This window comes from Pseudomonas mercuritolerans, assembly GCF_025706525.1.
Taxonomy (GTDB): Bacteria; Pseudomonadota; Gammaproteobacteria; order Pseudomonadales; family Pseudomonadaceae; genus Aquipseudomonas; species Aquipseudomonas mercuritolerans.
Window position 1 is genome coordinate 53,826 of record NZ_JAMSHA010000004.1, and the last position, 21,675, is coordinate 75,500.

General features: G+C 59.2%; 24 protein-coding genes. 19 read left to right on the forward strand and 5 right to left on the reverse strand.

Translation table 11 applies throughout. The features are described from left to right. The first annotated feature begins 71 nt into the window (after positions 1 to 71). Entirely contained in the window at positions 72 to 704 is a 633-nt protein-coding gene (locus ND528_RS12315) for a glutathione S-transferase family protein (RefSeq protein WP_130888828.1), read from the forward strand. Then, positions 701 to 1,645 (forward strand): Nudix family hydrolase, encoded by a 945-nt coding sequence (locus ND528_RS12320; protein ID WP_212616985.1) that lies wholly within the window; start codon positions 701 to 703, stop codon positions 1,643 to 1,645. The genes ND528_RS12315 and ND528_RS12320 overlap by 4 nt, the downstream gene beginning before the upstream one ends. Positions 1,646 to 1,767: 122 nt before the next feature. Here the strand turns inward: ND528_RS12320 and ND528_RS12325 are convergent, their stop codons facing one another. From ND528_RS12325 to ND528_RS12335, 3 genes are read right to left on the reverse strand one after another with little or no spacing between them, the layout of a single operon-like run. Next, positions 1,768 to 2,352 carry a cob(I)yrinic acid a,c-diamide adenosyltransferase gene (locus tag ND528_RS12325; protein ID WP_137214007.1) on the reverse strand — a complete coding sequence of 195 codons (585 nt, stop codon included), beginning with the start codon at positions 2,350 to 2,352 and terminating at the stop codon, positions 1,768 to 1,770. 3 nt (positions 2,353 to 2,355) lie between these two features. Then, on the reverse strand, positions 2,356 to 4,392 hold the full coding sequence (locus ND528_RS12330; RefSeq protein WP_130910016.1) for a sensor histidine kinase: 2,037 nt from the start codon (positions 4,390 to 4,392) through the stop codon (positions 2,356 to 2,358). 45 nt (positions 4,393 to 4,437) lie between these two features. Further along, positions 4,438 to 5,355: a putative 2-dehydropantoate 2-reductase gene (locus tag ND528_RS12335; RefSeq protein ID WP_263470436.1), complete on the reverse strand. Its 918-nt coding sequence runs from the start codon at positions 5,353 to 5,355 to the stop codon at positions 4,438 to 4,440. 139 nt (positions 5,356 to 5,494) lie between these two features. Here ND528_RS12335 and ND528_RS12340 point away from each other — a divergent pair, with 139 nt between their 5' ends. Beyond that, positions 5,495 to 5,980: a YajQ family cyclic di-GMP-binding protein gene (locus tag ND528_RS12340; protein WP_016773491.1), complete on the forward strand. Its 486-nt coding sequence runs from the start codon at positions 5,495 to 5,497 to the stop codon at positions 5,978 to 5,980. A gap of 150 nt (positions 5,981 to 6,130) precedes the next feature. Beyond that, entirely contained in the window at positions 6,131 to 6,973 is an 843-nt protein-coding gene (locus ND528_RS12345) for a mechanosensitive ion channel family protein (protein WP_137214005.1), read from the forward strand. Between the two features lie 117 nt (positions 6,974 to 7,090). Here the strand turns inward: ND528_RS12345 and ND528_RS12350 are convergent, their stop codons facing one another. Continuing rightward, the gene (locus ND528_RS12350) at positions 7,091 to 8,440 is read right to left on the reverse strand and encodes an OprD family porin (RefSeq protein ID WP_122602087.1); all 1,350 of its coding nucleotides are present in this window, start codon (positions 8,438 to 8,440) and stop codon (positions 7,091 to 7,093) included. An 888-nt stretch (positions 8,441 to 9,328) separates the two neighbouring features. Between ND528_RS12350 and ND528_RS12355 the strand changes: the two genes are divergently transcribed. After that, entirely contained in the window at positions 9,329 to 9,754 is a 426-nt protein-coding gene (locus tag ND528_RS12355) for an HIT family protein (protein ID WP_130912238.1), read from the forward strand. Positions 9,755 to 9,757: 3 nt separating this feature from the next. Next, a complete protein-coding gene (locus ND528_RS12360) occupies positions 9,758 to 9,964 on the forward strand; it encodes a SlyX family protein (RefSeq protein ID WP_016773495.1) in 207 nt (68 codons plus the stop codon). Between the two features lie 63 nt (positions 9,965 to 10,027). Here the strand turns inward: ND528_RS12360 and ND528_RS28235 are convergent, their stop codons facing one another. After that, positions 10,028 to 10,630, reverse strand: coding sequence for a cold-shock protein (locus tag ND528_RS28235; RefSeq protein WP_137214003.1), 603 nt, complete (start codon positions 10,628 to 10,630; stop codon positions 10,028 to 10,030). Between the two features lie 311 nt (positions 10,631 to 10,941). Here ND528_RS28235 and ND528_RS12370 point away from each other — a divergent pair, with 311 nt between their 5' ends. From ND528_RS12370 to tolB, 13 genes are all read left to right on the forward strand, one after another. Next, positions 10,942 to 11,412, forward strand: coding sequence for a Dps family protein (locus ND528_RS12370; protein WP_263470437.1), 471 nt, complete (start codon positions 10,942 to 10,944; stop codon positions 11,410 to 11,412). A gap of 182 nt (positions 11,413 to 11,594) precedes the next feature. Next, complete coding sequence (locus ND528_RS12375) at positions 11,595 to 11,933, forward strand: ribbon-helix-helix domain-containing protein (RefSeq protein ID WP_130912236.1); 339 nt, start codon at positions 11,595 to 11,597, stop codon at positions 11,931 to 11,933. Positions 11,934 to 12,063: 130 nt separating this feature from the next. Continuing rightward, entirely contained in the window at positions 12,064 to 12,285 is a 222-nt protein-coding gene (locus tag ND528_RS12380; RefSeq protein ID WP_016773499.1) for an FmdB family zinc ribbon protein, read from the forward strand. Between the two features lie 98 nt (positions 12,286 to 12,383). Further along, positions 12,384 to 14,159, forward strand: coding sequence for an aspartate--tRNA ligase (gene aspS, locus ND528_RS12385; RefSeq protein WP_041479793.1), 1,776 nt, complete (start codon positions 12,384 to 12,386; stop codon positions 14,157 to 14,159). 119 nt (positions 14,160 to 14,278) lie between these two features. Next, positions 14,279 to 15,025, forward strand: a complete 747-nt coding sequence (locus ND528_RS12390; RefSeq protein ID WP_034153419.1) for a YebC/PmpR family DNA-binding transcriptional regulator — start codon at positions 14,279 to 14,281, stop codon at positions 15,023 to 15,025. A 156-nt stretch (positions 15,026 to 15,181) separates the two neighbouring features. Beyond that, the gene (ruvC, locus tag ND528_RS12395) at positions 15,182 to 15,709 is read left to right on the forward strand and encodes a crossover junction endodeoxyribonuclease RuvC (protein ID WP_016773501.1); all 528 of its coding nucleotides are present in this window, start codon (positions 15,182 to 15,184) and stop codon (positions 15,707 to 15,709) included. 114 nt (positions 15,710 to 15,823) lie between these two features. Further along, positions 15,824 to 16,432, forward strand: coding sequence for a Holliday junction branch migration protein RuvA (gene ruvA, locus ND528_RS12400; RefSeq protein ID WP_024014088.1), 609 nt, complete (start codon positions 15,824 to 15,826; stop codon positions 16,430 to 16,432). Then, positions 16,433 to 17,494, forward strand: coding sequence for a Holliday junction branch migration DNA helicase RuvB (gene ruvB, locus ND528_RS12405; protein WP_024014087.1), 1,062 nt, complete (start codon positions 16,433 to 16,435; stop codon positions 17,492 to 17,494). Between the two features lie 127 nt (positions 17,495 to 17,621). Continuing rightward, complete coding sequence (gene ybgC / locus ND528_RS12410; protein WP_137214002.1) at positions 17,622 to 18,089, forward strand: tol-pal system-associated acyl-CoA thioesterase; 468 nt, start codon at positions 17,622 to 17,624, stop codon at positions 18,087 to 18,089. Beyond that, the gene (gene tolQ, locus ND528_RS12415) at positions 18,079 to 18,774 is read left to right on the forward strand and encodes a protein TolQ (RefSeq protein ID WP_008080223.1); all 696 of its coding nucleotides are present in this window, start codon (positions 18,079 to 18,081) and stop codon (positions 18,772 to 18,774) included. Before ybgC ends, tolQ begins: the two co-directional genes overlap by 11 nt. A gap of 23 nt (positions 18,775 to 18,797) precedes the next feature. Beyond that, complete coding sequence (gene tolR / locus ND528_RS12420) at positions 18,798 to 19,250, forward strand: protein TolR (protein ID WP_160767866.1); 453 nt, start codon at positions 18,798 to 18,800, stop codon at positions 19,248 to 19,250. Next, positions 19,250 to 20,326 carry a cell envelope integrity protein TolA gene (gene tolA / locus ND528_RS12425; protein ID WP_263470438.1) on the forward strand — a complete coding sequence of 359 codons (1,077 nt, stop codon included), beginning with the start codon at positions 19,250 to 19,252 and terminating at the stop codon, positions 20,324 to 20,326. Before tolR ends, tolA begins: the two co-directional genes overlap by 1 nt. A 17-nt stretch (positions 20,327 to 20,343) precedes the next feature. Next, entirely contained in the window at positions 20,344 to 21,624 is a 1,281-nt protein-coding gene (gene tolB, locus ND528_RS12430; protein ID WP_263470602.1) for a Tol-Pal system beta propeller repeat protein TolB, read from the forward strand. The last annotated feature ends 51 nt before the right edge of the window (positions 21,625 to 21,675 follow it).

Sequence of the window (21,675 nt, forward strand, 5' to 3'; positions counted from 1 at the left end):
CCTGCTCGCGAAAGCGGCGATCCGGACACAACCCATTCAGAAGCATTCCTCTGACGAAAAGGCGCCACACCATGTCCCTGCACCTGATCATCGGCGACAAACTGCTTTCCTCCTGGTCCCTGCGTGCGGCGCTGGCGCTTGAACTGACCGGCGCACCCTACAGCGAAGAGCTGATCAAGCTCGGCAAGCCCGACACCCGCGAGCGCCTGCTCAAGCATTCGCCGACCGGCAAGGTGCCGCTGCTGCAAACCACCCGTGGCACGATTGCCGATTCGCTGGCCATCGCTGAATACCTCGCTGAGCAGTTTCCGTCCGAGCAACTCTGGCCGAGCGATACCTTCGCCCGCGCCCAGGCCCGCTCGGCCTGCGCACAGATGCACAGCGGCTTCTTCGCCATGCGCAATCACATGCCGTTCAACCTGAGCCAGGACGCACCGCTGAACCCGGTGCCGCCAGAAGTGAAGGTCGATATCGAACGCATGCTCGCGCTGTGGGCCGAATGCCGCGCGGCAGCGACGGAAGAGGGGCCTTACCTGTTCGGTCGTGTCAGCCTCGCCGACGCTTTTTTCGCGCCGATCGCCGTGCGCCTGCGCACCTATCAGGTGAAGTTGCCGGCAGTCGACGAAGCTTATGTTGAAACCGTCTACCAATGGCCCGCCTTCAAAGCGTGGCAAAAGGCTGGACTGGAGGAATTGAACCCGTGAAACGCGTCCACGTCGCCGCTGCCGTCATTCGTGACGGCGCCGGCAAAATCCTTATCGCCCGCCGTGCCGACACCCAGCATCAGGGCGGCTTGTGGGAATTTCCCGGTGGCAAGGTCGAGGCTGACGAGTCGGTCGAATCGGCACTGGCTCGTGAGCTGCACGAAGAGCTGGGCATCGTCGTTGATGCTGCGCGTCCGCTGATCAAGGTTCGCCACGATTACCCGGACAAACAGGTGTTGCTGGATGTCTGGGAAGTCTCGGCATTCAGCGGCGAACCCCACGGCGCGGAAGGTCAGCCACTGGCTTGGGTCACTGCCAGGGAATTGATCAACTACGAGTTCCCGGCGGCCAATCAGCCGATCGTCGCGGCGGCGCGCTTGCCTGCCGAATACCTGATCACTCCGGAAGATCTGGAAGGCCCGGCCTTGTTGCGCGGCATCCAGAAGGCGATCGCCGGCGGAATCAAATTGATCCAGCTGCGCGCACCCAACGGCTACGACCCGAAATACCGTGATCTGGCGGTCGATGCGGTGGGCCTGTGTGCGGGCAAGGCACAGTTGATGATCAAAGGGCCGTTCGAATGGCTCGGCGATTTCCCATCTGCCGGTTGGCACATCACCGCTGCGCAACTGCGTAAATACGCAGCGGCAGGGCGTCCGTTGCCGGCGGAGCGCTGGCTCGCGGCGTCGTGCCATAACGCTGAAGAGCTGGCGCTGGCCGAGCAGATGGGCGTCGACTTTGTCACCCTGTCGCCGGTGCAGCCGACGCTGACGCACCCGGATGCACAGCCGTTGGGGTGGGAGCAGGCGCAGGCGTTGATCGACGATTTCAGTAAACCGGTGTTTCTGCTCGGTGGAGTAGGGCCGGCGGAACGCGAGAAGGCTTGGGGTGTTGGGGCTCAGGGTGTGGCGGGGATTCGGGCGTTTTGGCCAGAAGCTTGATTCTCGATTGAGGCTAGCGGCCTCTTCGCGAGCAGGCTCGCTCCCACAGTGGATTGCATTTCTTCAGTCAGAACGCAGTCAAATGTGGGGGCGAGCCTGCTCGCGAAGCGTCCTGACAGGCGCTACTTTCCTTCAGGTTTCGCAGCCGGCTGCCAGAGAATCTCCGCGACTCCCTGCCGCCGCGCAATCAACCGCGCCACAACAAACAGCAGATCCGACAACCGATTGATATACGCCAGGCCAACCCCGGCCAATGGCTCAATCGAGTTCAAATGCTGACAGCGGCGCTCGGCACTGCGCGCCAGACTGCGGCAGACATGTGCCTGCGCAATCAACATCGAACCACCTGGCAAGATGAAGTTCTCCAGCGGCCCCAGCTCTTCATTCCACACATCAATCGCCGCTTCCAGACGCTCGATTTCAGCCTCGTTCAGTGCCTGATATTCAGGCATCGCCAACTCGCCGCCCAGGTCGAACAAGCGATGCTGACACGGCGCCAACACCTCAATGATTTCATTCAGCCCCGGATGCAACTCTCGCTCGGCGATCAAACCGGCCAGCAGTACGCCGACCTGACTGTTCAGCGTATCGACCTCGCCGATCGCCTCGATGCGCGGGTGATCCTTGGGAACGCGGCGGCCGTCACCGAGGCCGGTTTCGCCTTTGTCGCCGGTGCGGGTGTAGATCTTCGACAAGCGAAAGCCCATGGGTTACCTCGGTAGTGAATTGGTTTCGGTGGTCAACGGCGCAGGTTGCGCCAGCGGCAGACGCAGGGTGAAGCAAGTGCCCTGGCCGGGCGCCGACTGCACTTCCATCTGGCCTTTATGGTTGTTGGTGATGATGAAATAGGACACCGACAGGCCAAGCCCGGTGCCTTGGCCGATTTCCTTGGTGGTGAAGAACGGCTCGAAGGTACGCTTGCGCACGTTCTCGCTCATGCCGATGCCGTTGTCCTCGACCTGAATCTCGGCCCACGGCGGATTGAGCCGGGTGCGCAGAATGATCCGGCCCGGCTCGCTGTCGTCTTCGCGCTGATGAATGGCCTGCGCGGCGTTTTTCAGCAGATTGAGCAACACCTGTTCCAGCTCGTTGGCGGTGCCCGGCACCGGACCGAGGGCAGGGTCGAACTGACGAATGATCGCCTGGCCCTTGAAGTCGAAGCCGATGGCCAGGTCGAAGTCGTTGCCGGCGATTTCCACGGCTTGATCAATCAATGCCGGCAGATCGCACGGCGCCATTTGCCGGGTGCTGCGGCGGCTGAAGCTGAGCATGTGCGTGACGATTTTCGCCGCGCGGGCGCCGGCCTGCTGAATGCCGTCGAGCAGTTGCGGGACTTCGCGGCCTTGCAGGTAGCGGTTCACAGTGTCCAGTTCGATGCCCAGTTGTTCGGCAGTTTCGATGTTCTTCGGCAGATCCGCCGACAGACGCCGACGAATGTTCTGCACGTTGTGCAGTATCGCGCCAAGCGGGTTGTTGATTTCATGGGCCATGCCGGCCGCAAGGCCACCGACCGAGAGCATCTTCTCCGACTGCACCATCATTTCTTCCAGCGACAGACGCTGGGTGATGTCATCGATACGGATCACCACGCCACGCCCGGCACCGCCCATCAGCGGATAAAACGTCAGCGCGTAATGCTTGGGTTCATCGTCCTTGAACCAGGTCACCCGATCGACTTTAGCCACGGTGTGCTGTTCGACGGTGGCCTTGAGTTGCGGCAAAAACGGCTTGAGCGGTTCGAAGGCGAGGAAGATCGGCTGATTCAGCGCCTCGTCCAGGCGCGTGCCGGAGAGCGCGCTGGCCTCTTGGTTCCACTGGGTGACGTAAAGCTGCTCGTCGAGAGCGATGAGCGCCGACGGCATCGAGTCGATGATGCTGTTGAGATAATTCTGGAAGCCGGTGAGTTTCTTCTCGATCTTGCTGCGCACCTGGACTTCCAGCTCCAGTTTGCGGTTGGTGTGGCGGGTTTCCTCGGCCAGCCCCTGCGCCTGATCGTAGGCGGCCTGCGAGTCGTCGCGGGCGCGTTTGAGCTGCTGCTCGCGGGCTTCGATGCGCGAAAGCATGGTGTTGAACGCCTCGGCCAGACTGCCGATTTCGTCATGGTTGCCGCGTGCAGCGCGCAGGGCGTAGTTTTCTTCGCGGGTGACCTGCCGGGACAATTCCTCCAGCTGATGAATCGGCCGGGTGATCAGGCGCTTGATCTGCCGGGCAATCACCAGCCACAGCAGTACGCTGAAGATCAGGATGCCGAGGCTGGCGGTCAGGGTGCCGGTGTAGAACGCCATCGGCAGTTCGCTGCTGGCCACCAGCAGCAAATGCCCAGGTGCGGCGCCGGGGCGGGGCAGGGTGATCAGTTGATTGCTGCGAAACTCGGTGAGTTGCCACGCTTCGACGTGGCGGTAACGCTCGGGGAGACTGAGTTTTTCGCCGCGCTGCACTTGCGCCAGGCGTTCGCCCTTGCCGTCGTACAGGGCGGCGGCGCGCAGCGGTGAATAACTGTCGAGTTCCTTGAGCAGGCGCTCGGCGCTGCGCGGCGACTCCAGCGCATCGCTGACCAGACTCGGGTTGGCGATCAGCCGGCCGATGGTCTGCAAGGCCTGTGGCGCCATGCTTTCCTGAGAAATGTAATAGGCGGCGCTGATAAAGGTCAGGTTGGCGACCAGCAGAACCGTGGTCAACAACACCAGCAGGGCGGCCAGCAGTTTCTGGCCGACCGGCAGGTTTTCAAGGCGCTGGCGCAATGGCATCAGGTTTATCGCAGCAGGGGAACAAGTCGTCAGCCTAGCGGCTGCTCAGTCGCTGGGCAATCCACGCTTGTGCAGATGAGCGATCAGACGTTGCTGCAACTGGTGCAGATGCGGCAGGTTCAACTGATGCCGCTCGGCAACTTTGCAGGCGTAGCCCAACAGATAGCTGATCTCGGTGCGGCGCTGGTTGGCGACGTCCTGAAACATCGAAGAGTAATTGGCGGCGGTGGCGTGGATCACTCGTTCGACTTCCGCTTGCAGATTGTCCGCCGCAGCCGGTTGGCCGCAGCGTTCGAGCAGTTCAGCCAGTTCGGCGCAGAGTGTGGCGACTTCGCAGTGATGCTCGCTCAGCCCGCCGTTACGGCAATTGTGGAGCACGGTCAACGGGTTGATCGCGCAGTTCAGCGCCAGTTTGCGCCACAACCGAGTGAGGATGTCAGCGCTCCATTCATGGGGAATGTTCGCCGCTTGCAGATCGTCCAGCCAGACCGGCGCCAGCGGATTCGCGCCATCGCCCAGCCAGTTGAAGCCGTGACCGGCAAACACCACGCGCCAATCGCCATCGCGGAACGCGCCCTCGGTGCTGGAGGCGCTGATGCAGCGCGCCTGTGGCACCCGCGCGGCGACGGCGTCCTGACTGCCGAGGCCGTTCTGCAGCAGGATCAGTTCGGCGTCCGGCGCGAGGCGGGAAGCGAGGCGGGCGACGGCCTCTTCGGCGTCATAGGCCTTGCACGCGACCAGCAATCGGCGAATCGGCTCGGGACTGTCCGGGGTTTCGCCGGGAACTGCATAGGTATGAGCTTGTCCGTTTTCTACCAGGGTCAAGCCGCCCACTGCCGCATAGCTTTGCAAACGCGCCGCATCGCGCAGGATCAGCCGCACCGGCAAGCCGGCGCGGGCCAGACGTGTCGCCCAGAGTGTGCCGAGGCTGCCGGCGCCAAGTACGTGCCAGGTGGTCGACATCAGTTTTTTGCTCGATTGCTTGCAGGCATGTGCGGCTCGCCGTATCGGTAGGAAAGACCCGTTATAATGAGCCCGATTTTAACCGCAAGCCAAGCGCGCTCCATCCACATCGAGCGCGCCTTTTTATTGGAGAGATTACATGCCGTCGTTCGACGTGGTATCCGAACTGGACAAACACGAACTCACCAACGCGGTCGAGAACGCCGTGAAGGAACTCGATCGTCGTTATGACCTGAAAGGCAAAGGCAGCTTCGAGTTCAAGGAAAAGGACCTGACCGTCAGCCTCACCGCCGAAGCCGCTTTCCAGCTCGAAGCGATGATCGAAATCCTCAAGCTGGCGCTGACCAAGCGCAAGATCGACGTGCAGTGCCTTGAGGTCAAGGACGCTTACGCTTCGGGCAAACTGATGAAGCAGGACGCCATTCTCAAGGAAGGCATCGACAAAGAACTGGCGAAGAAGATCGTTGGCCACATCAAGGAAGCCAAGCTCAAGGTCCAGGCTGCCATTCAGGGCGAGCAGGTGCGTGTCACCGGCAAGAAGCGCGACGACCTGCAGGAAGCCATCGCGGCCCTGCGTGCCAAGGAATTCGGCATGCCGCTGCAGTTCAACAACTTCCGCGACTAAGCTTGGTCTGAAGGCTATGTGGGAGCGAGCCTGCTCGCGAATGCGGTGTTTCATTCAGCGATGAGTTGACTGACAAACCGCTTTCGCGAGCAAGCTCGCTCCCACATTTTTTGTGTACACCCCGGGAAGCCGGAAATCAGGAGATAGAACATGGATTTGAATGCTGAAGTGGACCACCTGGTCAAGGCGTCCCAGGCGTGGATCCCGATGATCATGGAATACGGCAGCCGTGTACTGCTGGCAGTGATTACCCTGGCGATCGGCTGGTGGCTGATCAACAAGGTCACGCAAAAACTCGGCGGTCTGCTCGCTCTGCGCAATGCCGACCTCGCGCTGCAAGGCTTTATCAGCAGCCTGGCCAACATCATTCTCAAGGTGCTGCTGATTGTCAGCGTCGCGTCGATGATCGGCGTCGAAACCACCTCGTTCGTTGCGGCTATCGGTGCTGCGGGTCTGGCGATTGGCTTGGCCTTGCAGGGCAGCCTGGCGAACTTCGCGGGCGGCGTGCTGATTCTGCTGTTCCGCCCGTTCCGCATCGGTGACTGGATCGAAGCCCAAGGTGTAGCGGGTACCGTCGACAGCATTCAGATTTTCCACACCGTGCTGCGTACCGGCGACAACAAGACCATCATCGTGCCCAACGGCAACCTGTCGAACGGCATCATCACCAACACCAATCGTCAGCCAACCCGTAAAGTCGTTTTTGATGTCGGCGTTGATTACGAAGCGGATCTGCAGAAGGCCCGTCAGGTACTGCTGGATCTGGCCAAGGATCCCCGCGTCATGCAGGACCCGGAGCCACAGGCAGTGATTTCGACATTGGGCGACAGTTCGATCACTGTTTCCCTGCGCGTATGGGTTAAAACTGCGGATTATTGGGATGTGATGTTCATGTTCAATGAACAGGCGCGTGATCGTTTGAAGGCTGCCGGGATTGATATTCCATTTCCGCAGCGGGTTATACGCGTAGTGCAGGAATCGGCGACGCAATGATAGGTTGCTAACTAAGTGCCTGAATTGTTGGCAAGGCATTAGTTGAATGAAGCACCAATAAAAAGGGCCCATCCGAAGATGGGCCCTTTTTTGTTATCGCAAACTAACTGTTGGCGATTACAAGATCGACAGTGGGTAGTCGACGATCAGGCGGAACTCGTTGATATCGCCTTCAGCCTGATCGGTGTTGCCACGGTGCCATGCTTGACGAATACGGAAGGACAGGTCTTTGGCCGGGCCGGCCTGAACTACGTATTTGGCTTCAAGGTTGGTTTCGTGGTGCTTGCCATCATCACCGTAACCGTACGAACGGTATGGGCTGTCAGCATCCATTTTGGAGCCGTCAATGTCCCAGCCTCTCACATAACGGGTCATGAAGCTCAGACCTGGAACGCCGTACTCGGCCATTTTCAGGTCATAACGAATCTGTGCAGATTTTTCGTTCGGACCGTTGAAGTCGGAGTACTGGATGGAGTTGGCCAGGAAAATCGAGTCGCCACCGCGGTTGTTGTCACCTACGCCGACGTAGTCGAACGGCGTATCACCGTTGACCTTCTGGAAGGCGAGAGTCACGGTGTGGGCTTTCAGGAACGAAAGTGCGGTTGCCAGGGAGAACGTGGTGTTGCTGATATCACCAGCTTTCGAACTGCCCGAATCGGTAGTGCGGTAGATGTTGAAATCGGTGTTCAGCGACGTGTCACCACTGATTGGCAGCGTGTAGTTCACGTTGCTGTAGTACTGGTTCCAGATGTCCTTGAACTTCGAACCGTAGAGCGAGACGCTCAGGTTGTCGGTAATACCGTATTTACCACCGGCGAAGTCCATGGTTTTGCCGGTGACAGGGTCATCAGTGGTGCTGGAGTACTGCGAGTGCAGCTCGCCGTCGCTGTTCATCTCGTCCTGGCTGGAGGCCGAGTAGAAGTGGCCGGCTTCCAGATCCAGATTCTCGATTTCGCTGCTTTGCAGTTGGAAACCGGTAGCAGTCTGAGGAATCAGGCGCGAGCCGCCGACCGCGAAGACTGGAGCAGTGCTTGGCTGGAACTCACCGAATTTCAGCTCGGTCTTGGAGATGCGAGCCTTGATCGCTGCGCCTGCCTTACCCAGAGAATCGTTGTTGTGACCTTGCGAATCCAGGCTGGTGTTGCCCGAACCGGTGGTGCCGTCGCCGCCGTCGAGCTTGATGCCCAGGTAGCCGAATGCATCAACGCCAACACCAACGGTGCCTTGGGTGTAACCGGAGCTGAAGTTACCCAGGAAACCCTGGGTCCAGTCTTTCTGGTCATTGGAGGTGGTGTTTTTCTTGTCGCGGTTGAAGTAATAGTTGCGCAGCAACACATCAAACTTCGCGTCTTCAACGAAACCTTTGGCTTCAGCCTGGTCACTTACAAACGGGGCGGCCGTAGCCATTTGAGTACTGGCTGCTGCAGCAACTGCCAGTGCGATCATGCTCCACTTCATCACGCGCATCGTGATTTGCTCCTTTGGTTTTAGAAGAGTACTGCCGTCCCACCTGTTTTATTATCTGGGCGGCTCTTTCTTTTTGTGTCGGCGCAAACTTATATCACGCCGACAATGTTGGCGATACTTGCGAAACCAACCTTTCAGCTTCTTTACGGCGTTGTCGCAAAAGGAGCGCTGGATGTCGCAAATTCACAGTACCGATGCAGCCGGACTGACAACTTTATCGCTGTTTCCGGGCCTTTTTGCATCGCTAAAAAAGAGTCCCTGGCAAAACACTTGAATCTCCATCGGGCAACCCTGCCACTGTTTTTATTGGCTTCAGGCGACCACTTCCCGTGGTGCGCTTATAGTCCATAACGTTACGAATGCAACAAGCGTGCACAAACCGCAAAATCGCTGCGGTTATTTTTCTGCAATGCGCCCGCATATGTGAAAACCTTGTGAAAACGGGGCCTCGGGGCTGTTTTGTTGCGGGCTTGACGACGATCTCCCAATGGTGTTGCAACGCACCAAAGGCGCGCAGGACAACCAAAAACGTTACCGGTTCACCCCGCATTGAGTATTTGGCGGATGCCCGACCCACTGAGCGTAGACGTGTTGTGCAGTTTTGGTGCAAAAAAATCACAATAGGGTCCGAGTAAAACTGGCGCCGCCCGATTCGAGGGTCGACAGATCAAGGATTTTCATGCGGCTCTTCACGTCAAGGCTCATGTCCGGGGCTGTATTGGTGCGTCGGCGAGATAAATGTCTCATGTCGGCGCGCTTGCTGAATTACCGCCGAGGGGACGCGTGAAGCCCGCTGCATTCGCAGGTATGCTGCCGTTCTGTCGCTTGGCGCGCTGCTTCTAGGGGCGGCCGCTAAGCTGAGTTATAGGATCAGCGGGAGTACTCACAGTGTTTGCTTTGGATTCACGACTTCAACAGGACACCCTGGTCATCGGCGACTTTCCGTTGTGCCGGCTGTTGCTGTCCAACGACAGCAATTACCCGTGGTTCATCCTGGTGCCTCGTCGCGAGGATATAAGCGAGTTGTTTCAGTTGGATGTCGCCGACCAGCAGCAGCTCTGGCGGGAAACCACCACACTGGCCGAATTGCTCAAGGATTCGTTCGATGCCGACAAGCTGAACGTGGCAACCCTGGGTAACGTTGTCAGTCAGTTGCACATGCATGTGATCGTACGTAAACGTGACGATGCTGCGTGGCCAGCGCCGGTCTGGGGCAAACACCCGGCCAGGCCGTACAGCGCGGAACAGGTAGCAGCCATTCGCGAGCGCTTGCGTCTGGTGCTGACCGAAGAATTCACCTTTGTGGAGGGCTGAGTCATGAGCCTTGAAGAGCGCGTAACCGATCTGGAAAGCCGTCTGGCCTTTCAGGATGACACTATTCAGGCATTGAACGATGTGCTGGTGGCCCAGCAGAGAGTCATCGAGCGCCTGCAATTGCAGATGGAGGCGCTGATCAAGCGTCACGAAGAAATGGTCGGGCAGTTCGGTGCCTTTGAAGAAGACGCGCCGCCACCGCATTATTGAACCATTCGCCAGGCATAAAAAAACCGCGGACAGCCAGGCTGTTCGCGGTTTTTTTGCTTTGGATCAGCGACGCGGCAGAGCGGCGATCACGTCCTCGGCTTGCAGGCCTTTGTCGCGGTTCATCACCGAGAACTCGACGCGCTGGCCTTCGACCAGAACACGGTGGCCTTCGCCACGAATGGCGCGAAAGTGCACGAAAATATCATCACCGGAGTCCCGGGAGATAAAGCCGAAACCCTTGGAAGTGTTGAACCACTTCACGGTGCCGGTATCGCGATTGCTCATGTCATAGCTGGTTGGCGCGGCGGCTGGTGACGATTTGTAGAAGCTGACGGCCAGGTGCAGCACCACGGCAACCAGGGCGATCACCAGGCTGAACAACACCGCCGGCTGGCCAGCGATGACCGGCATCGGCGCGATCAGGGTCAAGGTTTGCAGGACGACAGTCAGCACGAGCAGGGCGCTGACCAGATTTTGCAGATGCTGGCGCGGGCCTTTGTTCCAGTAGGGGATCACTGGGGCGATGACCAGGTTCAGCAGGCCGAAAAAGGCCAGGTAAAGTGCATCGGGCTGTTGCAGATAAGGAACGGCTTCGGCTTTCAGGCTGGGTATGAACGACAGCAGCAAGGCTGCTGCGCCCATTAGCAGGTGGACGATTTTCAACATTTTGATTGGCTCACGTTATGACGGCTCACAAGGAAGAGCTGAAGGCGCACGGTTCGCTTCAGGACGAAATAAGAGGCGGTGGACACGTACACGGATCAGCCTATGCGCAACACCCCCGGAAAATGGGGCATGGCGACACACTGCCTATTTAACAGCAAAGCCTGCGGCTACTCAAATCAGCCCGGCCAGCGGCAGAGAAACGGTCGATTTGTCGCAGCCTGATCACGGATTGATAGCTGCGAGCTGGCGCTTGCCTTGCTAAAGTGGGGCTGAACCTGCTGGATGAATCCAATCACTGTTAGGGGGTAAGCATGGCAATTGATATCGGTATCAGCGAAGAAGACCGCAAATCCATCGTCGAAGGGTTGTCGCGACTGCTGTCCGACACCTATGTGCTGTATCTGAAAACCCATAACTTTCACTGGAACGTCACCGGCCCGATGTTCCGCACGCTGCACCTGATGTTCGAAGAGCAATACAACGAGCTGGCGCTGGCCGTCGATTCGATCGCCGAGCGGATTCGTGCGCTGGGCTTCCCGGCACCGGGGGCCTACGCGACCTACGCGCGTCTTTCTTCTATCAAGGAAGAAGTCGGTGTGCCGAGCGCCGAAGACATGATCAGGCAATTGGTCGAAGGCCAGGAAGCGGTGACCCGTACCGCGCGCGGCATCTTCCCGTTGCTGGACAAGGTCAGCGACGAGCCGACCGCTGACTTGCTGACCCAGCGCATGCAAGTGCACGAAAAAACCGCGTGGATGCTGCGCGCGCTGCTCGAGGAATGATCCGGCCGCTGCGGACGGCTTGAGGTCGTCCGCGTGCTGTCCAGACTCTTACCGTTGGCGTTGGCTTATCCTACGAGGCTGGTCAACAAATCGTATGGCGCTGACTTTGTCACTGGGTTTTTATGAAGGCGCAAGGATGTTGCCTTATAAATCAGCAGTCATGGCAAAGGAGTGTCAACGCTATGGTAGAAGAAGACAGGCGAAGCGACAGGATGTCGGCTTCGCGGCACGTAATAAAAGTCGACCCGTTTGTCAGCGAGTTCGACATGAATCTGATCCGGCCGTTGTCGCGATCGATTCGCCTCAACGGATTTGCGACCTGTCTGCGCCTGGAGCAGGTCTACTGGAATATCCTCGGCGGCATGGCCGAGGACAACCACTGTTCGATCAGCACACTGTTATCCCATGTCGACCGCGAGGTGCATCTGCGTCACGGCGGGGTGAAGAATTTCAGTGCGTTGGTGCGGGTGGTTTGCGTCATGAACGGGATCAAAGACCTCGCACCCACCGTTTCGCGCTGAAACGGCGGTTGCAACGAGGTTGCGGGCTGTGCAGTGTTACGGCTGCACAGCCCGCATTTAATCGATATAATCCCGCGCTTTCGCCGCAAAGCCCTGCGCGCGGCAGCAATCTGATCGCCGAGACACCCCCATGCCAATGTACGATTACCAATGTGCTTCCTGTGGTCATCAGTTGGAAGCCATTCAGAAGATCAGCGACGCACCGTTGGTCGACTGCCCTGCCTGCCAGGCGCCCGAACTGAAGAAGCAGCTGTCCATGCCGGGTTTTCGCCTCAGCGGCAACGGTTGGTACGAGACCGATTTCAAGACCGGAGCCAAGAAGAATCTGGCCGGTGGCGACAAAGCTGACTAGGGTTCCAACCCTGAACGAACGACACGCGTGAGTTGCCGCCTTGCTTGAAAGCGACGGTTACTCCACCGAATTTCGAATTACGAGAAGCGAACCACACCATGATGCGCAGCCACTATTGCGGCCAACTGAACGAAAGCCTGGAAGGCCAGGAAATTACCCTTTGCGGATGGGTGCACCGTCGCCGCGACCACGGCGGGGTGATTTTCCTCGATATCCGTGATCGTGATGGTCTGGCCCAGGTGGTGTTCGACCCGGATCGCGCCGAGAGCTTCGCCGCCGCCGATCGCGTGCGCAGCGAATACGTCGTGAAGATCACCGGCAAGGTACGTCTGCGTCCGGCCGGTGCGACCAACGCCAACATGGCTTCGGGCATGATCGAAGTGCTCGGTTACGAACTGGAAGTGCTGAACGAGTCGGAAACCCCGCCGTTCCCGCTCAACGAGTTCTCCGACGTCGGCGAAGAAACCCGCCTGCGCTATCGCTTCCTCGACCTGCGTCGTCCGGAAATGGCCGAGAAGCTGCGTCTGCGTTCGCGCATGACCACCAGCATCCGTCGCTTCCTCGACGAAAATGGCTTCCTTGACGTCGAAACGCCGATCCTGACCCGGGCCACCCCGGAAGGCGCGCGTGACTATCTGGTGCCGAGTCGTACCCACGCCGGTTCGTTCTTCGCCCTGCCGCAATCACCGCAGCTGTTCAAGCAACTGCTGATGGTGGCCGGCTTCGACCGTTACTACCAGATCGCCAAGTGCTTCCGCGACGAAGACCTGCGTGCCGACCGTCAGCCGGAATTCACCCAGATCGACATCGAGACCAGCTTCCTCGATGAAAAAGAGATCATGGGCTTGACCGAGCAGATGATCCGCAATCTGTTCAAGGAAGTGCTGAATCTGGAATTCGGCGAATTCCCGCACATGACCTTCGAAGAAGCCATGCGCCGCTACGGTTCGGACAAGCCGGACCTGCGTATTCCGCTGGAACTGGTCGACGTTGCCGACCAGCTCAAGGAAGTCGATTTCAAGGTGTTCAGCGGCCCGGCCAACGATCCGAAGTGCCGCATTGCTGCACTGCGTGTTCCAGGCGGGGCGAGCATGCCGCGCAAGCAGATCGACGACTACACCAAGTTCGTCGGCATCTACGGTGCCAAGGGCCTGGCGTACATCAAGGTCAACGAGCGCGCTGCCGGTGTTGAAGGTCTGCAATCGCCGATTGTGAAAAACATCCCGGAAGACAAACTCAACGTGATCCTGGATCGCGTTGGCGCAGTCGATGGCGACATCGTGTTCTTCGGTGCCGACAAGGCCAAGATCGTCAGCGAAGCCCTGGGCGCGCTGCGGATCAAGCTCGGTCACGACCTGAAGCTGCTGACCTGCGAGTGGGCGCCAATGTGGGTCGTCGACTTCCCGATGTTCGAAGAGAACGACGACGGCAGCTTCTCGGCGCTGCACCACCCGTTCACCGCACCGAAGTGCACCCCGCAGGAACTCGAAGCCAACCCGGCCGGCGCACTGTCCCGTGCGTACGACATGGTGTTGAACGGCACCGAGCTGGGCGGCGGCTCGATCCGTATCCACCGCAAGGAAATGCAGCAAGCGGTATTCCGTCTGCTGGGCATCAACGAAGCGGAACAGGAAGAGAAGTTCGGCTTCCTGCTCGACGCGCTGAAGTACGGTGCACCGCCGCACGGTGGTCTGGCCTTCGGTCTGGACCGTCTGGTGATGCTGATGACCGGCGCCCAGTCGATCCGTGAAGTGATCGCCTTCCCGAAAACCCAGAGTGCTGCCGACGTGATGACGCAGGCTCCGGGCGTAGTGGATGCCAAGGCACTGCGCGAGCTGCACATTCGCCTGCGCGAAACGCCAAAGGCTGAGTAAGACGGGCCTGAAGGCGCATCTTCGGATGCGCCTTTTTTCTTTCTCAGGTCGAATTTTTCAATTGCCGGCCGCTGCCTTGGCAGGGCGGGCAAGGTTTCAAAGAGCATTCGGAGCAAGTTATGGCAGGTCATTCCAAGTGGGCAAACATCAAGCACCGCAAAGAACGTCAGGATGCCAAGAGGGGCAAGATCTTCACCAAGTGGATCCGTGAACTGACCGTTGCGGCCCGTCAGGGTGGCGGCGATCCGGGTTCCAACCCGCGTTTGCGTCTGGCTCTGGACAAGGCGTTGAGCGCCAACATGAGCCGCGACATCATCGACCGTGCCGTCGCGCGCGGTGCCGGTGCCACTGAAGCGGACAACGTTGAAGAACTGACCTATGAAGGCTACGGCCCGGGCGGCGTGGCGGTGATGGTCGAGTGCATGACCGACAACCGCAACCGTACCGCCGCAGCCGTGCGCCACGCGTTCAGCAAGTGCGGCGGCAACCTCGGCACCGACGGTTCGGTGGCGTATCTGTTCGAGCGCAAGGGCCAGATCAGCTTCGCCCCGGGCGTCGATGAAGACGCACTGACCGAAGCGGCGCTTGAAGCCGACGCTGATGACGTGGTCACCCACGAAGATGGTTCGATCGACGTGTTCACCTCGTTCACCAGCTTCTATGCGGTGCGTAACGCGCTGGAAGCGGCCGGGTTCAAGGGTGACGACGCGGAAATCGTCATGCAGCCGACCACCAGTGCCGAGCTGGATCTGGAAGGTGCGGAGAAGGTGCTCAAGCTGATCGATATGCTTGAGGATCTGGATGACGTGCAGAACGTCTACTCCAACGCGGATATCCCGGAAGACGTCGCCGCTCAGCTTGGCTGATAAGCGACTAGTCTTCCCTGTGGGAGCGAGCCTGCTCGCGAAAGCGGTGTGTCATTCAGCACCTGTATGTGCTGACATACCGCCTTCGCGAGCAGGCTCGCTCCCACATTTGCTATTGGCTGTCAGGTAAATCGTTTTTATGAATCTGCAGGCGTTATGACTCTAATTCTTGGTATCGACCCCGGTTCGCGCATTACCGGTTACGGGATCGTTCGCGATACCGGGCGGGGCGGCTGCATTTATGTGGCTTCGGGCTGCATTCGCACCGGCTCCGGCGAGCTTCATGAACGTCTGCAAATCGTCTATCGCGGCGTGCGCGAAATCATCAAGACCTACGGCCCGGTGACCATGGGCATCGAAAAGGTGTTCATGGCGAAAAACGCCGACTCGGCGCTGAAGCTCGGACAGGCGCGGGGCGCTGCGATTGTCGCCGGCGCCGAAGAGTGTCTGGAAATCGCCGAGTACACCGCCACGCAAGTCAAACAGGCCGTGGTCGGCACCGGTGCGGCCAATAAGGAGCAGGTGCAGATGATGGTCATGCACATGCTCAAGTTGACCAGCAAGCCGCAGATCGACGCCTCCGACGCCCTCGCGATCGCCATTTGCCATGCGCACACGCGCTCAAGCCTGCTGCCGCACGGGCTGGGAACCGCACGCAGTCGTGGCGGGCGCCTGCGTCTCTGATAGCATCAGCATCAATTTTCCTGAAAGTGGCTTTGCGGTGCCTGTGTTGCCGGCGTGCAAGCCACCTTCAATCGTCGCCAGCCCACGGCTGGCCAGCGCTCAAGGATTCAAAACGTGATTGGACGCTTGCGCGGCACCCTGGCTGAGAAACAGCCGCCGCACCTGATTCTCGATGTGAACGGCCTCGGCTATGAGGTGGAAGTGCCGATGACCACCCTGTATCGGCTGCCGTCGGTCGGTGAACCGCTGACCCTGCACACCCATTTGGTCGTACGCGAAGATGCGCAATTGCTCTATGGTTTTGCCGGCAAGCGTGAGCGAGACTTCTTTCGCGAGCTGATCCGGCTCAACGGGGTCGGGCCGAAACTGGCGCTGGCGTTGATGTCGAGCCTGGAAGTCGATGAGCTGGTGCGCTGCGTGCAGTCTCAGGACACTTCGGCGTTGACCAAGGTGCCGGGGGTTGGCAAGAAGACCGCCGAGCGTCTGCTGGTGGAATTGAAGGATCGCTTCAAGGCCTGGGAAACCTCGCCGGCGATGTTCGCGCTGGTGCCCAATCAGCCGGACGGCCCGGCGCCGGTCAACAGCGCCGAGACCGATGCGGTCAGCGCGTTGATCTCCCTGGGCTACAAGCCGCAGGAAGCGAGCAAGGCGATTTCCGCGATCAAAGACAAGAACCTGAGCAGCGAAGACCTGATCCGCCGCGCTCTGAAGGGAATGATTTAAGTGATTGAAGCTGATCGTCTGATCGCCGCCGCGCACAGCCCGCGCGAGCGCGAAGAAGTCCAGGACCGGGCCATCCGCCCGGTCAGCCTGGCCGACTACATTGGCCAGCCGACCGTGCGCGAGCAGATGGAGCTGTTCATCCAGGCCGCCCGTGGCCGCAGCGAATCCCTCGATCACACCCTGATCTTCGGCCCGCCGGGGCTGGGCAAGACTACGCTGGCGAACATCATTGCCCAGGAAATGGGCGTGTCGATCAAGAGCACCTCCGGGCCAGTGCTGGAGCGCCCGGGTGATCTGGCCGCGTTGCTGACCAATCTCGAGCCGCACGATGTGTTGTTCATCGACGAAATCCATCGTCTGTCGCCGATCGTTGAAGAAGTGCTGTATCCGGCAATGGAAGATTTCCAGCTCGATATCATGATCGGCGAAGGGCCGGCGGCGCGCTCGATCAAGCTGGATCTGCCACCGTTCACTCTGGTCGGCGCCACCACCCGCGCGGGCATGCTGACCAATCCGTTGCGAGACCGCTTCGGTATCGTCCAGCGCCTGGAGTTCTACAGCACGGCGGATCTGGCTACGATCGTCAGTCGTTCGGCAGCCATTCTCGGTCTGCCGCTGGATCCGGAAGGTTCGTTCGAGATCGCCCGTCGCGCCCGTGGCACGCCGCGAATTGCCAACCGTCTGCTGCGTCGGGTGCGCGATTTCGCTGAAGTACGCGCCAAGGGTCACATTACCAAAGCGGTGGCGGATCTGGCGCTGAACCTGCTGGATGTCGACGAGCACGGTTTCGATCATCAGGATCGACGCCTGCTGCTGACCATGATCGAGAAGTTCGACGGCGGCCCGGTCGGTATCGACAGTCTGGCGGCGGCGATCAGTGAAGAGCGCCACACCATTGAAGACGTGCTCGAACCGTATCTGATCCAGCAGGGCTATATCATGCGCACGCCACGGGGCAGGGTGGTGACGCGGCATGCCTACCTGCACTTTGGTTTGAATGTTCCGTCACGCATGGGCGAGATGCCCGTGGCAGACGAGTTTCTCGACGCCGTCGACGATTGATACACATTTGCTGGTGATTTATTCAGGGTTTGTACTGTCAGACGACGGTACTTTTGCGTTAAAGCGTTGAAACCACGAAAAACAGTTGTCTGGCCGGATTGGCAACCTGAGGAGTAAGCACTAGAGTATGCGCGCGCAAAACGGGCTTGAGCCGTTCGCACATCGTTGTCGCGTTTATTACGAGGACACCGATGCGGGCGGCATCGTGTATTACGTTAATTACCTCAAGTTTATGGAACGGGCTCGAACCGAGCGGCTACGGGAACTGGGCTTTGCCCAATCGCAGCTTGCCGGAGAGGACCTGTTGTTCGTCGTGCATTCCAGCGAAGCGCGCTACCACGCGCCGGCGCGACTGGATGACGAGCTGCTGGTAAGCGCTGATGTAATCGAATTGAACCGTGCCAGCCTGCGCTTCAAACAGCAGGTCAGGCGGGCCACGGATAATGTGCTGCTCTGCGAAGGGCAGTTTTTGGTGGCCTGCGTGCGCACCGACAGTTTGAAACCCCGGGCCCTTCCCGAAGACCTGCGTGCGGCCTTCGCCGACGCGGTCGGCCCGGGTACACACTCAAAGCAGGAGATAAAGCGTGGAAGCTAACGTCGTCGACCATTCCTCCATGTGGAGCCTGGTCAGCAATGCCAGCATCGTGGTGCAGTTGGTAATGTTGACCCTGGTGGCCGCATCGGTGACCTCATGGATCATGATCTTTCAGCGCAGCAATTTGCTGCGTGCCGGTCGACGCGCCCTGGAGAGCTTCGAAGAGCGCTTCTGGTCGGGTATCGACCTGTCCAAACTGTACCGTCAGGCCGGCAGCAACCCTGATCCGGATTCGGGCGTGGAGCAGATCTTCCGTGCCGGCTTCAAGGAGTTCTCCCGTCTGCGTCAGCAGCCAGGGGTCGATCCAGAAGCGGTGATGGAAGGTGTCGCCCGTGCCATGCGCGTGGCCATCTCGCGCGAAGAAGAGAAACTCGAGCAGAGCCTGCCGTTCCTCGCCACCGTCGGTTCGGTCAGCCCGTACATCGGTCTGTTCGGTACCGTGTGGGGGATCATGAACTCCTTCCGCGGTCTGGCCAGCGCTCAGCAAGCGACCCTCGCCACCGTTGCTCCGGGTATCGCCGAAGCCCTGATCGCCACCGCGATCGGCCTGTTCGCTGCGATCCCGGCGGTCATCGCTTACAACCGTTTTGCTGCGCGCAGCGAAACCTTGCTGGGCCGCTACTACACCTTCGCCGATGAATTCCAGGCGATCCTGCACCGCAAAGTGCACACCAGCGAAGAATAAGCAGGTATTTCCCGATGGCTTTAATCGCTCGAGCTCGCAAAAAGCGCAAGCCGGTCGCCGAGATGAACGTGGTGCCATACATCGACGTGATGTTGGTGCTGCTGGTCATCTTCATGGTGACCGCGCCGATGCTCAATCAGGGCGTGAAAGTTGATCTGCCCAAGGTTTCCAGCGAAGCCTTGCCGCAGGACAACAACACCCAGGTCCTGACCATTTCGATCAAGGCTGACAAGACCTACTACTGGAACCTTGGCAGCGAAGTCGACACCGAGAAGCAACAGGACAGGGCCATGACCCTGCCGCAAATGACCGACGCGGTGACCAAGATCATCCGCGCCGGCACCGAGGGCGGCAAACGCACCCAGGTGTTCATTCGTGGCGACAAGACTGTCGACTACGGCGCCGTCATGGGTGCCATGGGCGGGTTGCAGAAAGCCGGGGTCGGTAACGTTGGTCTGATTACCGAGGCCCCCTGATGCAGCAACAGCGAGAGCCGTCCGCCTCGGAAAGCTACTTCTGGCCTAGTATTCTGGCAATTGTCCTGCACGTGCTGGTGTTCGGCATGCTGTTCGTCAGTTTTGCCTTCACGCCCGAGCTGCCGCCGGCCAAGCCGATTGTCCAGGCGACTCTGTACCAGCTGAAATCGAAAAGTCAGGCGACCACCCAGACCAATCAGAAGATTGCGGGTGAGGCGAAGAAATCCGCCGCGCGCCAGACCGAAGTCGAGCAGATGGAGCAGAAAAAGATCGAACAGGAAGCGGTGAAGGCGGCGGAACAAAAGAAAGAGGAAGCGGCTCAAAAGGCCGAGGAAGCCAAGAAGGCCGACGAGGCGAAAAAAGCGGACGAAGCGAAAAAGGCTGATGAAGCCAAGAAAGCCGACGACGCGAAGAAAGCCGAAGCGAAAAAGGCCGAAGAGAAACAATTGGCTGATATAGCCAAGAAGAAGGCCGAAGACGAAGCGAAGAAGGCTGCTGAGGAAGAGGCGAAGAAAGCCGCTGCCGAAGAAGCCAAGAAAAAGATCGTCGAAGACGCGAAAAAGAAAGCCGCCGAAGACGCCAAGAAGAAAGCTGAAGCTGAAGAGGCGAAAAAGAAAGTCGCCGAAGACGCGAAGAAGAAAGCTGCTGCCGACGCTGCGAAGAAGAAAGCGCAGGAAGCGGCACGCAAATCCGCCGAAGACAAAAAGGCTCAGGCCCTGGCAGATCTGCTTTCCGACACGCCGCAGCGCCAGCAGGCCCTGGCCGATGAGCAGGGTGACGAAGTCGCCGGCAGTTTCGATGATCTGATTCGCGCTCGCGCAGCAGAAGGCTGGGCTCGTCCTCCTTCGGCGCGCAAAGGCATGACGGTCGTGCTGCAAATTGGCATGTTGCCGGACGGTACCGTGACTTCGGTCACCGTATCCAAGTCCAGTGGTGACGGTCCGTTCGATGCTTCGGCAGTCGCGGCAGTGAAGAATATTGGACGTTTGACAGAAATGCAGGGAATGAAGCCGAGCGATTTCGCTCCGTATCGTTCATTCAAGATGACATTCACACCTGAGGATCTAGCCTTGTGAGAAACCTTCTTCGAGGAATGCTGGTCGTGATCTGCTGCATGGCAGGGATCGCGGCGGCAGATGAAAAGAACATTCTGGTCACCAGCGGCAGCGATCGGGCTACTCCGATCGCCGTCGTACCGTTCGGCATGCAGGGCGGCGCCGTGCTGCCAGACGACATGGCTGAAATCATTGGCAACGACTTGCGCAACTCGGGCTACTACTCGCCGATTCCGAAAGCCAACATGATCAGCCAGCCAAGCCAGCCGAGCGAAATCATCTTCCGTGACTGGAAGGCGGTAGGTGCTCAATACATGATGGTCGGCAGCATCGTCCCGGCGGGCGGTCGCCTGCAGGTGCAGTGGGCACTGTTCAACGTCGCTACCGAACAGAAAGTGGCTGACGGCAGTGTTTCCGGCACGACCGACCAGATCCGTGATATGGCGCACTTCATTTCCGATCAGTCGTTCCAGAAACTGACCGGTATCGACGGCGCGTTCTCGACACGTCTGCTGTACGTGACGGCCGAGCGTTTCTCCGAGAAGAACACGCGCTACACCCTGCAGCGTTCCGACTATGACGGCGCCCGCGCAGTGACTCTGCTGCAATCGCGCGAGCCGATTCTGTCGCCACGTTTTGCACCGGACGGCAAGCGTATCGCCTACGTATCGTTCGAGCAGAAGCGTCCGCGCATCTTCATGCAGAACATCGACACCGGTCGCCGTGAGCAGATCACCAACTTCGAAGGCCTCAACGGCGCGCCAGCCTGGTCGCCGGATGGCAATCGCCTGGCGTTCGTGCTGTCCAAAGACGGTAACCCGGACATCTACGTGATGAACCTCGGTTCGCGTCAGATCACCCGTGTGACGTCCGGCCCAGGCATTAACACCGAGCCGTTCTGGGGCAAGGATGGTTCGACCATCTACTTCACTTCGGACCGTGGCGGCAAGCCGCAGATCTACAAAACCAGCGCCAGTGGCGGTGGTGCCGAGCGTGTGACGTTCGTTGGCAACTACAACGCCAACCCGAAACTGTCGGCTGATGAAAAGACTTTGGTGATGATTCATCGTCAGGATGGCTTCACCAATTTCAAGGTGGCAGCTCAGGATCTGCAGCGGGGTAGTGTAAAGATCCTCACTGATAGCACTCTGGACGAGTCACCTACTGTTGCGCCCAACGGCACCATGGTAATCTACGCCACCCGCCAACAGGGCCGGGGAGTCTTGATGCTCGTGTCCATTAATGGGCGCGTGAGGCTCCCGCTTCCTACCGCTCAAGGCGAAGTCAGAGAACCGTCCTGGTCCCCTTACCTGAAGTGAGCGGGCGCTACACGTTTTACTTAACACACTGGGGTTCATTAGGAGTTTCAC